Source organism: Occultella aeris, assembly GCF_902703175.1.
Taxonomy (GTDB): Bacteria; Actinomycetota; Actinomycetes; order Actinomycetales; family Beutenbergiaceae; genus Occultella; species Occultella aeris.
The window spans coordinates 131,583-146,010 of sequence record NZ_CACRYJ010000014.1; the positions used below are offsets into that span (position 1 = coordinate 131,583).

Here is a 14,428-nt window from a genome sequence, read left to right on the forward strand (position 1 = left end):
CGGTCACGACATTCGGCGTGACCACTGACCAGGCGACGCTCGCACACCGGAGCACGAGAATCGCTCGTAGCCCGTTGTCACGGTGCCGCCCGGTCACGTCGCGTTTCGGCAGGTCCATACGACGCCAGGTGCGCGCTGGGAACCACGGCGCGCCCGGACACTGCCGGAACCCCCGACCTCAGCGCTCCGCAACGCCGTCGCCCGCGAACCGTCCGGACTGGCTTGGGTAGTCGGGGACCGTTCGACCGGGCAACATCGCGGCTCTCGCCGGGGACCAGGCGAGACGGTCGAGCCTGCTGGTGCAGATGCCCGGGCCGTCCACTTCGAGCACGGTACCGGCCACGTCGCCGTATGCTGCGCGCCAAGCGATCGCCGACTTGACCACGATCGCGTCGGCCTCGGCCGGCTGTACGCCTTGCGAGAGGAGCTGCTGCGCGTCGAAGGGCATCGCCTTGGTCTCGCTCACCACGATGGTGTTGCCTGCAACATCGAGCACGGCGGTGCGGCCCATCGACACCTCATAGCCACGGTTGTAGGTCCCCAGGTGCGTATAGCGGCCGTCCGTCAGTCTGAGAACTACGGCGTCGACGCGGACGGGCGAGCCATGGGCGCGGTCGGTCTTCGCACCGAGTTCGAGCTGGACCCGCTGTCCCTCACCCACCGCGACGGCGGCGGCGACGCTCTGGGGATCGGCGATGGTCATGACCAAACCCGTCCCTCCCGTGCTGAGCCATTCGCGCAGGATCGCGGTCCCGTCTCCTGGCGCTCCACCGCCGATGTTGTCGGCGGAGTCCACGAGGATGACCGGCCGGTTCTGATCCGTTCGTGCCTGTTCGCAGGCGTCTGCCACGCTCAGCGCCTCGTAGGAGAAGCGTTCCTTGGCGTTGTCCACCGCATGTGCCATCGCGTCCGTTGCCTCGGCGACGGCGGAGGCGTCCCAGCCGCTGACCACCACCGAGAACCCGGCGCTGGAGACGTCGGCGTACGAGAAGCCAGGGGCGAGTGAGACCTGCACGTCCGCATCGCGTTCCAGCCGGTGGGCGATCGCGATCAGGTCGCGCATCGGATCGCCGTCGGTGGACTGCATGCCAGGGGCCGTCATGAACGGCAGCTTGCGGTGGACGATGTGCCGTTCGCGCCGTTCCTCCAACACCTGCAACAGCAGCTCGGCGGCCTCATACCCCCGCTCGTGCATGTCTACGTGCGGATAGGTGTCGTAGGCGACCAGCGCCTGCACTCCGGTGGCCATCGCGTCCGAGACGTTGGCGTGCAGGTCGATGGTGACTGCGATAGGCACGTCGGGTCCGACGAGTTCCTTAACGGCGGACACCAGGTCACCATCCGGGTCGGCGCTGCCATCGGTGACCATGGCGCCATGCAGCGTCAGGAGCACGCCGTCCACAGGCTCGGCAGAGATCGCGGACAGGATCAAGTCGCGCAGCGTCGCGTAGTCGGCATGGGCGACCGTCGCACTCGGCACCGCAGCCGCGTAGGCGGTCGGGACCACCACGGCGCCTGCGCGCTCCAATGCACCGAGGAACCCGCCGGTCTCGGAGCGGGTGGCGCTCAGGCCCCTCAACTCGTCGCCGACGAAGTACTGATAGGCCTCGAAACCGGACAGGCCCGTGGTTCCCACGGCGAACGTATTCGTCTCGTGGTAGATGCCTCCTACTGCGACGCGGGGACCTGCCTTGGTCATGACTCCTCCATGATCCTTCTGACGTGCAGTACGCGGGTTCGCGCTACGACGTGCCGGAACCGTCTCGCCGCGCTTGTGGACTCCAACCAAGGGCGGTTCTGGAGCCCGACCAGTCGATCACGGCACGGTCGGTGTCGCCCGAGATGATCAGCGCACGGAATCCGCTGTGGTGCAGGTCCAGCGCGGCGAGGTAGGCACGTGCCACGTCACTGCCGGCAGTCACCACATCGCGATGTTCGCTGATGTCGGTTTGCCAGTCGTCATCGCTCATCGGGCCGACCAGCCGTAGTGAGGTGACGGACATGTCGAACTGTCGCGAGGCAGCCGCGCAGACCTGTTCACCGAGACGCTTCGAAAGCCCGTACGTATCGTCGGCGTCGGGCGCAGGATCACGGGTATGGTCCTGGAGCTTGTAGTCGGTGAACACCGAGGCGGAGCTGGTGTGCACGAACCGCTTGACCCCCGCGGCGCCGGCGGCATTCAGCGTCAGATGCAGGCCCGTGACGCTGACGTCGAAGTTTGCGGCCGCCCAGCGTGGCGTCCCCCAGTCTGCCTTCGGGCCCATCGCCAGGAAGACCACGGCGTCCTGTCCATGCATCGCGGCGGCGACCGCATCGGGGTCGGTGACGCTGCCCTGGCAGAAGTCCTCCGCCATTGCCGGCGTCGGTTCCGCGAGATCGAACACCCTGACCCGGTGGCGTTCGGCGAGGGCAGGCAGGATCAGCCGACCGACATCGCCGCATCCTCCGATCACCAGGACCCTCACCGCGTGGCCCCTGCCCGATCCTGGGAACCGAACGCGTCCAGTACCCGCATTGCCGGCAACACGTCATCGATCACACACGCCGGACGTCGCCCATCCGCGAGTGCGCGCACGAAATCCTCGTCCTGACGCACCAGGGCCTGCTGCTCCATCAGCGCTTCGCCTCCGGCGTCCACCACGACGTGGTCAGTCGAAGCAAGCACACCGCCATCGATGCGCAACGTGTCGTTCTCGCCGATGGCGATCAGCTCGCGGGAACTCAGCCGCGAGTGGTAGGACAACGCGATCGTCACCAGGACCCCGTCCGGCGTCTCGAGCACCAGACCAGCGTCCATCGGCCGGCCACTCGTCGGCCAGGGCGCGCCGAGCAGACCATGCGCCGTCGCCGTCTCCGCCGACAGCAGCCAGAGAGCGGCGTCGACCGTGTGCGCGCCGTGATGCCAACGGACGTCGTCGGTCCAGGCGCGGATCCGGCCATCCATCCCCGTGTTGTGCTGACGATGGATCAGGGTTCTCGCGATCAGATGTCGGGCGTCGAGCTCACCCGCATCGATCCGTGCCTTGAGGGCCAGATACGGCCGGCAGAAGCGCAGGGTGTGAGCGACGGCGGCATACCTGCCTGCCTGCGTCGCAGCAACGGCGACCGCGTTCGCCTCGGCCAGGCAGACTCCGACAGGGATCTCGGTCAGCACGTGCAGACCGGCGCGAAGCGCAGCGATGGTCTGCGTGGCGTGCAGATCGTTCGGAGAGGCTATGACGGCGGCATCGAGCCCAGGGTGGGCGAACAGTTCGTCGGCCGTGCTGAACACTGCGGCTGAACCACCGGCCAGGGCGGCCGCTCGCGCCGCTTCGGGGTCGGCGACCGCTGCCACCCGGGCGCCGACGTCACGCAGCGCGGCCGCGTGGCGTTCGGCGATCGCACCCGCACCGACCAGACCGACGCTGATCACTGCGCACCGCCGGGCAGGTGGAACAGCGCCGCCGCAGCGCCGCCGAGGATCCAGCGAGTGTCGTCCGAGGTCAGGTACGGCCGCTCCAGCACATGCCGGACGGCGGCCTGGTAAGCGCCCGGTGCAGCGTCTGGCTGGTTCCAATCGCCGCCCCAGGTGATCCGCTGTGCACCGAAGGCCGCGATCAGGTCGCGCAGGAACGGGTCGGCGTCCGGGTAGGGATACCCGGCGCCGCTGTTCGCGTAGAAGCCTGCCCACATGCTGTGGATCTGCGGACGAGTGGCGAGCTGCAGGAAGCGGTCGAAGTGGCTCCGGTCGGCGCCAGCCGCCGGGAACTGGGTGAATCCGACGTGCTCCAGGCGCATCTTCAGGTCGGGTACCTCGTCGACGATCTCGGCGAACTCCGGAGCGGCGATGTCGGCCAGCGGGCCGCGCACGCTGGCGACCAGGCCGTGCGCCGCTATCGCGCGCCAGACGGCCAGTGGATCCGCACCGGGCGTGCGCGCTGCGGCAGGCAGCCGGATGCCGACGAACGATCCGGTCGCGGCGATCCGGGCGATCTGCTGGGCCGCACCGGGAGTCTCGTGTTCCACCATCGCAATGGCAGCGAACCGGTCCGGGGAGCGCTCGACGCAACGAGCGAGATAGCGATTGTCCGCGGCGCCGACGAACTGTGCGAGGACGGCGAATCCGACGTCGGCACCGGACATCGCTGCCTGGTACTCCTCGACCGGTGGGTATTTCCAGGCCCCGACGTGCACGTGGGAGTCGATGATCACGAGCGCCAGTCCGTCAACGCGGTGACCAGTGCCTGGGTGCCGCGGTCCCCACCACGCTCCGCGCTGACCTTGTCCACCAGTTCGGCGACCAGCGAGGTGCCGGGGAGGTCGACACCTCCGGTCGCGCTCACCGCTTCGGCGACCAGACCGAGGTCCTTCCGGAGATGGTCGAGCTTGAACCCGGGCTCGATGTCCTCCTCACGCAACCGTCCCCAGATGAAGTCGACCAGGCGCGACCCGGCAATACCGGGACGAACGGACTGGACCAACCTGTCCAGGTCGAGGCCGCTCCGGCTGGCCAGGGAGTAGGCCTCGCAGGCTGCCAGGGTCACGCCTGCGACGAGGGTCTGGTTCACCAGTTTGGCCAACTGTCCGGATCCGGCCGCACCCTGGTGGACGATCGAGGCAGCGAAGGCGTCCAACACCGGGCGCACCCGTTCGATGCCCACCGCATCACCGCCCAGCATCACCGACAGGGTGCCCGCCTCGGCGCCGGCCGGCCCGCCGCTGACCGGACCGTCCAGGACCGTGACACCGCGCCGGGCGCCGGTCTCGGCAAGGTTCCGGGCCAGGTCGGGCGCCGATGTGGTCAAGTCCACGGCGACGGTGCCGGACGCCACGTGAGCCAGGATGCCGTCGGTGCCGCGATAGAGCTGCTCCACATCGGCGGGTGCCGAGACGATGGTGACAACCACATCGACGTCCCGGACGCACTCGCTGACGGTGCCGGCGGCCACCGCGCCGCGACCGATCAGCGCGGCGGCGCCGTTCGGACGCCGAGTGTGAACCGTGACGCTGTGACCGGCCGCCAGCACCCGTTGTGCCATCGGCAGACCCATCAGTCCGGTCCCGATCCAACCCACACGCAGCCCATGGTCAGTCATGACTTGACCCTAAACTAAAGACCTAGGTCCGGGCTAGGGTTGCGTGTCGAGGAATGCCTGGCGCACGCGATCGAGATGGGTCCGCATGGCCTGCTCGACCAGAGCACTGTCCCGCGCCTGCAGGGCGAGCAGAATGGCGCGATGCTCGCGATCACTGGTGTCGTGAGTGCCACCAGCCTGCTCGGTGATCTCCTGCCCACGGCGCCGCTCTTCGGTGAGAGTGGTGGTCAGCACGTCGAGGATGCCGTCGAAGAACCGGTTGCCGGAGAACCGAACGATCGCGCGGTGGAACGCGAGGTCCGATTCGACGCGCGCGGACGACGTCACGGCTTCGGCCTCGGCGCGGTCGAGCAGCTCCGACAGCGACACAAGGTCGTCGGCCTGCATCCGCTGGGCAGCGGCGCCTGCCGCCTGGGTCTCGATGGCCTGACGCAGTTCGAGCAACTCATGGATCGCGGCAGCGTCACCCGCCACGGCATGCTGGAAGTAGCCGAGAACCGCGACCGGACGCAGCGTACTGACGACGGCACGCTTGCCCTGCCTGGTCCAGATCACGCCCTGCTGGCTGAGCAGGCGCAGTGCGTCGCGGACCACTCGCTGGCTGACTCCGTACGTTTCGGCAAGGGCACCTTCCGATGGCAGCGGGTCGCCCTCGACAAGCGACTCGCTGCGGATATGCTCGGCGATCCGCTCGGCGACGCCGGCACCCAGCAGGACCTTCTCGCCGCTGCCAGACCCTGGACTCATTGCCACTGAATTCCCACCCCTCCATCAGGTCCTATCAGCCTACCCACCCAGTAAAGACATAGGGCCCTGGTCGGCTCACGCCGTCGGGGACGAGTCTGCCGAACGCAGCCGCGACCGGGAGGGCAGATCCTGTGACCAGGCCGGCGTCACCGTCACCTGTTCGTGCACCGCGTCGAAGTCGGCGGATCCGTCATCGTCGAACACCGATAGCTGCGCGTTCACGGGCTGAACCGGAGTGTTCCTGTCCTCCCGGCAGTCACGCCAGAGCTGGGTCATGTCGGTGAAGTAGCGACGACGTCCGTCCCCGAGGTCGAACCTCAGGATCCGGCGTGGCAGGGGCGGAACCGCGGACGTGTCGACGCGATAGCGCTCGAGCGCGTCCTCATCGATGGTGACGCCGAGGCCAGGCCCCTGCGGAGTGCGGGCCAGTCCGTCGCGGATCTCGATCGGATCGACGATCAGGTCATCGGCCAGAGTGTTCATCCCGGTGACCATCGGCCAGGTGGCGTTGGTCAGCACTGCGCCCAGGTGCAGCGTGAACGCGGTGGTGATGCCAGAGCCAACCACCTGAAGCCAGAAGGTCTTGTTGAAGCCGGCCGCCAGGTGTCCCTGCTGCATCATCCCGCTGACACCCGCGCCGAACACGACGAAGCTGTCGATGGAGTCGTCGCGCATCCAGAGCGGGAACAGATCCTTGCGGAAGTGCTCGGCCAGCGGCCGCGGAGAGTGCGGTCGAAGACGGGCATGGCCGATCACGTCGTCCTGCCGGATCGGGCTCTCGAACAGCCCGACCTTCGGCCATCGGTCCAGATCGCGCAGCACCGGCAGGGCCTCGGACGGCGTCCTGAGCATGCCGTTCCAGTCGATGTCGATCAGGTAGTTGTCCGGCGTGGCCGCGCTGATCGCGGCGACCTGCTCGCGCACATCGAACCACGGCCTGGCCTTGATCTTGTGGGCGCGGTAGCCCTCGGCGACCGCGTCGCGCGCCTCGTCGGCCAGTAGTGCCGGCGGCATCTTGGTGTTCCACCACGAGATGGGACACCAATCGCGCACCTGAGGATCGCCCAGCAATGCGTGCATCGGCACTCCGAGAGCCTGGCCGACCGCGTCGTAGAGCGCCATCTGAAGGCCCGCGCCGAGCGAGTCGTCGGCCAGGTGCTGGGCCGGGTTGGTGCCGATGACCCTGGCGATCGCCTCATCCGTGACCTGTTGCCAGGTGTAGTGCACCAGCGTCTCGCCGAAGCCGACAACACCGTCAGCGTCCGTGGTCACCCTGACGATCTCGATAACGCCCCACTTCGCGACAAGCAGCTCGTTCCAGGTCCGCACCCGCTCCCGGAACGGCACGTTGATCCAGAAGCGCTCGACATCGGTGACCTTCAACGTCATGAGACCTGTCCCTCCAGTACCGGACGGCCGACGGTGCGGGCTGCACCGTCGGTGCCGGCACAGGCTACGACCTTCTCGAGCGCGCGCATGCCCTGATCGTCCAAGTCCCGCAGAGGTGCGCGGCAGTAGCCGGCCGGCCGGCCCGACAACCGGAGCAGGCCACGGTAGATCGCAAGGTCGCTCGCCCCGGGGACCACGGGCGCCGCGACCAGCTGACGGTAGACGAGCTGTCGGGTCCAGATGTCCCGCGCTGAGGCGAAGTCGCCGTCCGTTGCCGCAGCCCACAACGTCACGGCGTCCGACGCGATCACGTTGAGCAGCCCACTGACCCAGCCGTGTGCACCACCGGCGGCGGCTTCCAGCGGAGCGGCCAAGCCGCCGTAGAAGACCCGGAACCCCTCGTCCACCGTCGCGCGGAGCTCGTTCACCTGCTGCACGAGCGGCCCGGTGTTCTTCACGCCGGAGATCACACCGTCGCGATACAGCTCGCCGAGGTCGGCAACCGATACCGCCGGGGCCGCGGCGTTGGCCGGGATGTTGTACACGAACAGCGGGAGGTCCACTGCTGAGCCCACTGCGCGATAGTGCGCGAGCACCTCGGCTCTTGACGGTCGCTGGAAGAAGGGCAGTACCACCAGGGCGCCGTCGGCGCCCGCGGCCGCCGCGTGCTCGGTGAGCCCGATGGTCGCCGCAGTGCCGTAGCTACCGGTTCCGGCCAGGATCGGGACCCGGCCGGCAGCGCTCCCGACGGCCAGCTCGGTGATCCGGCGCCGTTCGGCGTCCGTCATCCCCACGAACTCGGCACTGGTACCGCCGATCACCAGACCGTCGACGCCTTGGCTGATGAGCCACTCGAAATGCCCGGCCGTGGCCTCCTCGTCCACGGCACCGGCGGCGTCGAACATGGTCAAGGGAGCCGGCCACACGCCACCCCAGGTCGGTGTCACCGGGTTCCCCCCTGGTCGTACTCGACACGGAACGGGTGCTTGACGATCTCGTCCACCCGCAGACGCGGACCGAGACCAGGATCGTCGGTCACCAGCCATTCGCCCCCGGAGACCACCGGCGGGTTCTCGGTGTACATGTCCCAGTACTTGATCTGCTGCGGGGTGAGCATCGCTTCCGAGATCATGAAGTTCGGCAATGTAGCGGCGAGCTGCCAGGTCGCGGCACTGGCCAAGGGTCCGAATGGGTTGTGGAAGGCGATGGACACCCCGTGGGTCTCGGCGAGGTTGGCTATGCGCCTCGCGGCGGTAATGCCGCCACAGAACAGGACGTCCGGCTGGGCGATCGCGACCGCCGGCTGCTCCAGGAACGGCGCGGCGCCGTAATGGCTCGCCCAGCGTTCGCCCGCGGCGATCGGTGTGGTCGAGCGCCGCGAGACCTCGACCAGCCAGTCGGGTCGCTCGGGCGGCGTCGGCTCCTCGATGAAGGTCAGGTTGAACGGCTCCAGCGCTTCGGCCAGCCGGATCGAGTTCGCGACGTTGAGTCGGCCATGACAGTCCAGCATCAGTTGCACATCGGGGCCGGCGACGTCCCTGGCAGCCTGGAAGTACTCGCCGACCAGGCCCCAGATCCAGTTGGGCAGCAGTTCTGTCTCGGTGTGGCGCGCGGGGATCGCGGCCGGCGCCTCGTGGTGAACGCTGGAGACCTTGGTGTAGAAGCCGGGCAGCGTGGTCTTGATCGCGGTGAACCCTTTGGCCAACCGGTCCGCGACCTCGGCAGCGAACAGCTCGGGCGTCTCCGTGGCCCTGGCATGCGTGTACACCGGCACGCTGTCGCGGAACTTCCCCCCCAGTAGTCGGTGCACGGGCACGCCGAGAGCTCGGGCGTTGAGATCCCACAGCGCTACATCCAGAGCTGAGATGCCGATGGTCAGCAGAGTGCCACCGAGGAACGAGTCCCGGTACATCCGCTCGAAGTGCTGCTCGATACGGGTCGGATCCTTGCCGATCAGGTACTCGCCGAGCTCGTCGATCAGCGAGCAGACAGTGCGGGTTCGACGCCGCATCGCCACCTCCGACTCTCCGACCACACCCTCGTCGGTCTCGATGCGCACATAGATGGCGTTGTAGTACCCGAACTCCGCGACCCACTTCTTGACGCCGGTGATCCGCATGCTGGCCTTCCCTCCATGTCGGACAGAGACTAGCAGCCTAGGTCCTAGGTACGAACTGGTCGCAACCGCGACCCTTGACCGCGCCGATGGCGCGCGATACCTTCCAGCCTAGGTCATAGGTCACACCTCGGTGGCGAACCGACATCCCTGATCGCAGGTCCCGACGTACGTCCCTATGCCAGATGCATGTCCCCAATGCCAACGGAGGCACCGGTGCACGAGAACCAGGACAACAAGCCCAAGATGACCTCACGCCGCGCGATGCTCGTCGGCGCGGCCGGTTTGACCGCCGCACTCATCCCCGCCGCCGCCGCAGCGGACAGCCCGCCCGTGGCGGCAGGTCCGACCCGCAACCGTCCGGCGAGGATCGCTGATCTCTCGGTGAACGTCCGTACGTTCGGCGCAACCGGCGATGGGGTGACCGACGACACCGCCGCGATCGTCCAGGCGCTGGAATCGTTGAGCGACGGCACTGGGCTGTACTTCCCGGCCGGGACCTACCTCGTGGCCCCCACGGATCCTGCGGAGTTCATTCTGGAGATCAAGACCAACCGGATCTCAATCTTCGGCGAGTCCAGGGACACCACGACCATCGCGATCGCGGACAACGCCGGCAACTACTGGGGAATCCTCGGCAGCAAGGTGCTCAATGCCGAGCACTGGGAGGTCCGCGACATTGCCTTCGACCACAACCAGCAGGGGAATCCGCTCGGCGCACTCAGCGAGTACACCGCCCGGCTGCGGTTCTCGGTCTCGTCCTATCCGGGACCGCCCTCGGGCGGATTCTCCTCGGCGGTCACGATCGACACCGTCGACGTCATCAACTGCGACAGCGTTGTGAGCATGTATTTCCCGCAGGGGTTCACCCCGGGCAAGAACATCTCCGTCGTCAACAGCCGATGGCTCGCTGCGGACAGCCAGGCGGCCGGCGACTACGACCAGTCGCTGCTGAACCTGGCCGGTGAGAACGTGATCGTCAACGGTTGCGCCTTCGAAGGTGCGCGTTGGGAGCAAGCCCCTCGCACCGCGATGGAAGTGCACGCAACGCAGCTGTCGGTGAGCGGCTGCGTCGTCACCCGATTCCAGGTGGGCATGAACCTCACCGGAATCTCCCGTCCCAGCACCGACTACGCCATCAACGCCACGGGGAACGCCATCTCGGCGAGCCGTTTCGGGATCGCGGTCTGGTCACAGGCGTTCAACGGCGACACGGACCACGACCAGGGCGGCGCCATCGGCGTGAACGTGGGCCAGAACTCCATCACGATGCGCATGGACAAGTACCCGACGGCGTGGGCGCAGCCGCGCGGTGCGGCCATCAGCCTGTACGCCGGCAGCCTCAACAACCGCATCGGAGCGTTGTCTGTGTGCGGCAACAACCTCGTGTACGGCAATGGAACGGACGTCCCGGCCCTGCGGACCGAGGTTCCGTCGTACATGGCGGCCATCTCCATCGCCAACACAGGCAACCCGAGTGCGCCGGTCGACCAGCTGGAGATCTCCGGCAACACGGTGATGAATGCGCCGTTCGCAGCTGTCGTGGTGTCCAGCGGAGTGGTCCGGGCCGCTCACATCTCCGACAACAATCTGCTGGACTGCTGCATCAACTCCCTCTCCTCGCCGTCCACCGGGCGCGCATCGGTGGTCTTTCTCGACTCCACGTTCCTGGATGCGCCCGTGGTGCGTGGCGGGAAGATCAGCTTCCATCAGGCGACAACAACACCGACCGTCGTCTACTACCGCGATCGCAGCACGAGTCCCAAGACACTGTTCTTCGACAGTGCCGTCGATGTGCAGTCCGCGACGTCGGACAGCTTGACGAGCTACGTGTCGGCCTACGCCGGAATGAGCGTGGTGTTCGGCAGCGCGTTGTCCGGCGCGCTGAAGCAACTTCCGACCCGCGGGGCGAACGGGTCCCGTGCCGTACATGCGGACGGCAGAGTCTTCAAGGTCGCCGCACCGGGTCAATGGGTCAGCGAAGGATACGGAGCCCAAGCTCCGTCGACCGGCGCGTTTACCAGCGGCTCCATGGTCTGGAACACTGCTCCGACGACCGGCACGCCGGTCGGCTGGGTGTGCACCCAGGCTGGGGACCCGGGCACCTGGAAGGGATTCGGCACGATCGCATGATCCCGGCGACTGCACAGACGGTCCGGGTCGGGATCATCGGCCTCGGGCGCAGCGGGTGGAACATCCACGCCCACGCACTGTCCGGGCTGCCCGATCTGTACCGGGTGGTCGCGGTAGCCGACCCGGTCGCCGAACGGCTCGACGAGGGGCGCAGAAGGTTCGGAGCCGGCGGCTATGAACAGGCCGAGGCGCTGATCGCCGATCCGGACGTCGACCTGGTCGTGGTGTCGACACCGACTAACACACACCTGCCACTCGGCTTGGCGGCGGTGCGCGCCGGCAAGCATCTGCTGTTGGAGAAACCGATGGTCCGCGACGTCGCGGAGCTCGACGAGCTACAGGCGGCTGCAGAGGCAGCGTCGACTGTGGTCACCTGCTTTCACAACAACCGATTCGAGCCGTCCTTCCAAGCCGTCTGCGACACCATCGCGAGTGGTCGAATCGGTGACCCGGTGTTGATCCGCCGGACCTACCACCGCTACGGGCGCCGCGCGGACTGGCAGTCGCTGCGCGTACACGGCGGCGGGGAGCTTGCCAACACGGGGTCGCACGCGATCGACCAGATGCTGCGGATGTATCCCGGACGCGAGATCGAGCTGAGCGCTGACCTCCGACGCACCATCACGGTCGGCGACGCGGAGGACCACATCAAACTGATGCTGCAGATCAAGGACGGTCCTCTCTACGAGATCGAGGCGAGCGCGACCATCGCGCTGCCACAGCCGACGTGGTGGGTGGCCGGTACCGCCGGCGGTCTGTCGGTCTCCGGGGACCGACTCGAGGTCCGTTGGCTCGACCCGGACACGTTCGGGGCTCTGGTGCCCGAGCCGGGTGCGGCTCCCGGTCGGCTCTACACGAGCGAGGAACCCCCCGGTTGGTCGACCGAGACGATTCGACTGCCGCCCGGTGATCAGCGTGCGGCGGACTACTACCGCAGTCTGCACGGCGCGCTGACCGGCTCGGGGGAACCGCCGGTCTCGTTCGCGGACATCCGTCTCCAGCTTGAACTCATTGCCCGGGCGCGTGCGTCCGGAGTACGTCCTCCCTCCCCGGCATGACCACGGAGTCGTCCCACATCGACCAAGGAGCTAGGAATGACCGATCGAGACGCAACCAGGTCCTCCCGCCGCGCCATCCTCATCGGCGCCGGGGCTCTCGGCCTCGCGGGGCTGGCCGTCCCGGCACGCGCCGAGCCTGACCCACCCCGCCACCCCCGAACGGTCATCGCCGATGACCTGATCGTCAAGGGACCGGTGCCCTGGGTCGATGTTCGTGCGTACGGTGCCATCGGCGACGGCACCACGGACGACACCGACGCCATCCGCTCGGCCGTTGCGGCCCTGCCGCCAAGTGGCGGCACATTGCTGTGGTCGGCAGGGTCGTACTCGGTCAGTGGCTCGATCGTGTTCGACGGATTCACCGACCTCACCGTGCGCGGTGCCGGCGGGGTCGCGATCACCCAGGTCCAGGAACTGACCAAGACCTTCGAGTTCCGCTCGTGCACCGGACTGTCCGTTCGTGACCTGACGTTTGTGGGCTGCGGCACCGAACACAGCAATGAGCCGACCGCCACGTCCTTCAACGGTGTCGCTGCGATCTTCCTCTTCGACGTCACCGGGGTGTTGATCGAACACTGCACCGTCCGCAACCATGCGGGCGGTGGCCTGCGTTGGAGCGGCGCGCTGGAGAGTGCGTGGTTCGTCGAGAACACGTTCGTCGGGATCGGGGTGCCATCGATCGAGCCGCTGGCCAACAACAGCGACTTCGCGATCGGCGGGTTCGCGGCGACGCGCAACGTTGACATCACGATCACCGGGAACGACATCTCCGCGTCGTGCTTCGGCATCGGTGTGTCCGGTGGCGACCGGGTCGTCATCTCCGGGAATCGGATCCACGACATCCCCGGTCAGCACGGCATCTACCTCTCGGCGACTTCACGCGTGACGGTCACTGACAACGTGATCACGCGGACGTACGGACTCGGCATCAAGAATCAGGTCGCGGAGTCCTATCCCGGCGATGTCTCCGAGGTGGACGTGAGTCACAACCTGCTCGTGGAGAATCAGACTGCCATCGTGATCGCCACCACCAGTGGCGTCGCCCAGAGCCGGCACCTGACGAACGTGTCGATCGTCGGCAACATTATCCGTGGCGCGCGCGAGAGCGGTATCTACCACACCGCGGGCGTCGACTCGCGGATCGCCGACAACCACATCGACGACACGGGCAACTACGGCATCTACCTGAGATTCGTCTCGGGCGACATCACGGACAACAGCATCCGCAGAACCGGTTGGACAGGCCTGTGGGCCCAGGTGGACGAACTCACAACCATTCGCGGCAACGTCTTCGTCGACAATGCAATCGCGCCACGAACCCAACCCGGCGATCTCGGCCGCACGGAGTGGTCTCACCACGTATACCTCGGCACCCCGGCCGAGCCTCGCACGCCAGAGCCGGTAGCCGTGCTGACCGACAATGTGCACTCCGCTCCCTCGGGTGAGCCGGACACGCTGACTGCCTTGGTCCGAATCAGTTCGCCGGTGACCACGGTCTGGTCGGACAACATCAACCTGACCGCCGCGCCACTGCGGGTCGACGGCACGATCCGGCACTCGGACACTCGCTACTCCCCGCAGGCATCGATCGGTGCCGAGACCCGGGGGGACTCGGTCGTCTCGGGACGGGGGCACCGCGAGTTCCATGCAGCAGCCTCGCCCGAGACGTTGCCTGCCTCGTCCTTGTACGCGGTGGGCGACATCTGCTGGCGAACGGACCCGGCGGCTGACGGCCCGCTCGCCTGGATCTGTATCACCGCCGGCCAGCCGGGGACGTGGCGCGCCCTGAGCTGAACGTGGTGCCTGCGCACATGGGGCACGGCGTCACCAAGAACGCCGCCTTCCGCACCGAACCATCGATGGAGGAGTAGAAGTGAACGAGAACTGCGCCGTCGAACCCGCGAATCCGC

The 14,428-nt window shown here is 67.4% G+C and carries 12 protein-coding genes; 3 read left to right on the plus strand and 9 right to left on the minus strand.

Annotation, left to right across the window (positions count from 1 at the left end):
* Positions 1–178: 178 nt before the first annotated feature.
* From HALOF300_RS04285 to HALOF300_RS04325, 9 genes are all read right to left on the minus strand, one after another.
* Positions 179–1,699 (minus strand): M81 family metallopeptidase, encoded by a 1,521-nt coding sequence (locus tag HALOF300_RS04285; RefSeq protein ID WP_156739608.1) that lies wholly within the window; start codon positions 1,697–1,699, stop codon positions 179–181.
* A 43-nt stretch (positions 1,700–1,742) separates the two neighbouring features.
* Positions 1,743–2,465 carry an NAD-dependent epimerase/dehydratase family protein gene (locus tag HALOF300_RS04290; RefSeq protein WP_156739609.1) on the minus strand — a complete coding sequence of 241 codons (723 nt, stop codon included), beginning with the start codon at positions 2,463–2,465 and terminating at the stop codon, positions 1,743–1,745.
* A complete protein-coding gene (locus HALOF300_RS04295; RefSeq protein WP_197522298.1) occupies positions 2,462–3,412 on the minus strand; it encodes a Gfo/Idh/MocA family protein in 951 nt (316 codons plus the stop codon). The genes HALOF300_RS04290 and HALOF300_RS04295 overlap by 4 nt, the downstream gene beginning before the upstream one ends.
* Positions 3,409–4,191, minus strand: a complete 783-nt coding sequence (locus tag HALOF300_RS04300; protein ID WP_156739613.1) for an amidohydrolase family protein — start codon at positions 4,189–4,191, stop codon at positions 3,409–3,411. The genes HALOF300_RS04295 and HALOF300_RS04300 overlap by 4 nt, the downstream gene beginning before the upstream one ends.
* Positions 4,188–5,075 carry an NAD(P)-dependent oxidoreductase gene (locus HALOF300_RS04305; RefSeq protein WP_156739615.1) on the minus strand — a complete coding sequence of 296 codons (888 nt, stop codon included), beginning with the start codon at positions 5,073–5,075 and terminating at the stop codon, positions 4,188–4,190. The genes HALOF300_RS04300 and HALOF300_RS04305 overlap by 4 nt, the downstream gene beginning before the upstream one ends.
* A gap of 33 nt (positions 5,076–5,108) precedes the next feature.
* Positions 5,109–5,822: a FadR/GntR family transcriptional regulator gene (locus HALOF300_RS04310; RefSeq protein WP_156739617.1), complete on the minus strand. Its 714-nt coding sequence runs from the start codon at positions 5,820–5,822 to the stop codon at positions 5,109–5,111.
* A 75-nt stretch (positions 5,823–5,897) separates the two neighbouring features.
* A complete protein-coding gene (locus HALOF300_RS04315; RefSeq protein ID WP_156739619.1) occupies positions 5,898–7,211 on the minus strand; it encodes a mandelate racemase/muconate lactonizing enzyme family protein in 1,314 nt (437 codons plus the stop codon).
* Positions 7,208–8,158, minus strand: a complete 951-nt coding sequence (locus HALOF300_RS04320) for a dihydrodipicolinate synthase family protein (RefSeq protein ID WP_197522299.1) — start codon at positions 8,156–8,158, stop codon at positions 7,208–7,210. Before HALOF300_RS04320 ends, HALOF300_RS04315 begins: the two co-directional genes overlap by 4 nt.
* Positions 8,155–9,330: a mandelate racemase/muconate lactonizing enzyme family protein gene (locus HALOF300_RS04325; RefSeq protein ID WP_156739623.1), complete on the minus strand. Its 1,176-nt coding sequence runs from the start codon at positions 9,328–9,330 to the stop codon at positions 8,155–8,157. The genes HALOF300_RS04320 and HALOF300_RS04325 overlap by 4 nt, the downstream gene beginning before the upstream one ends.
* 213 nt (positions 9,331–9,543) lie before the next feature.
* Here HALOF300_RS04325 and HALOF300_RS04330 point away from each other — a divergent pair, with 213 nt between their 5' ends.
* The 3 genes from HALOF300_RS04330 to HALOF300_RS04340 are packed head-to-tail and all read left to right on the plus strand — an operon-like array spanning position 9,544 to position 14,312.
* Positions 9,544–11,460: a glycosyl hydrolase family 28-related protein gene (locus tag HALOF300_RS04330; RefSeq protein WP_197522300.1), complete on the plus strand. Its 1,917-nt coding sequence runs from the start codon at positions 9,544–9,546 to the stop codon at positions 11,458–11,460.
* The gene (locus HALOF300_RS04335; protein WP_197522301.1) at positions 11,457–12,518 is read left to right on the plus strand and encodes a Gfo/Idh/MocA family protein; all 1,062 of its coding nucleotides are present in this window, start codon (positions 11,457–11,459) and stop codon (positions 12,516–12,518) included. The genes HALOF300_RS04330 and HALOF300_RS04335 overlap by 4 nt, the downstream gene beginning before the upstream one ends.
* A gap of 36 nt (positions 12,519–12,554) precedes the next feature.
* Complete coding sequence (locus HALOF300_RS04340; protein ID WP_156739629.1) at positions 12,555–14,312, plus strand: right-handed parallel beta-helix repeat-containing protein; 1,758 nt, start codon at positions 12,555–12,557, stop codon at positions 14,310–14,312.
* Positions 14,313–14,428 lie beyond the last annotated feature (116 nt).

Excerpts from the sequence above, each read along its gene's own strand:
- HALOF300_RS04285 (WP_156739608.1), bottom strand. The coding sequence starts at position 1,699 with ATGACCAAGGCAGGTCCCCGCGTCGCAGTAGGAGGCATCTACCACGAG.
- HALOF300_RS04305 (WP_156739615.1), bottom strand. The coding sequence starts at position 5,075 with ATGACTGACCATGGGCTGCGTGTGGGTTGGATCGGGACCGGACTGATG.
- HALOF300_RS04310 (WP_156739617.1), bottom strand. The coding sequence starts at position 5,822 with ATGAGTCCAGGGTCTGGCAGCGGCGAGAAGGTCCTGCTGGGTGCCGGC.
- HALOF300_RS04315 (WP_156739619.1), bottom strand. The coding sequence starts at position 7,211 with ATGACGTTGAAGGTCACCGATGTCGAGCGCTTCTGGATCAACGTGCCG.
- HALOF300_RS04325 (WP_156739623.1), bottom strand. The coding sequence starts at position 9,330 with ATGCGGATCACCGGCGTCAAGAAGTGGGTCGCGGAGTTCGGGTACTAC.
- HALOF300_RS04335 (WP_197522301.1), top strand. The coding sequence starts at position 11,457 with ATGATCCCGGCGACTGCACAGACGGTCCGGGTCGGGATCATCGGCCTC.
- HALOF300_RS04340 (WP_156739629.1), top strand. The coding sequence starts at position 12,555 with ATGACCGATCGAGACGCAACCAGGTCCTCCCGCCGCGCCATCCTCATC.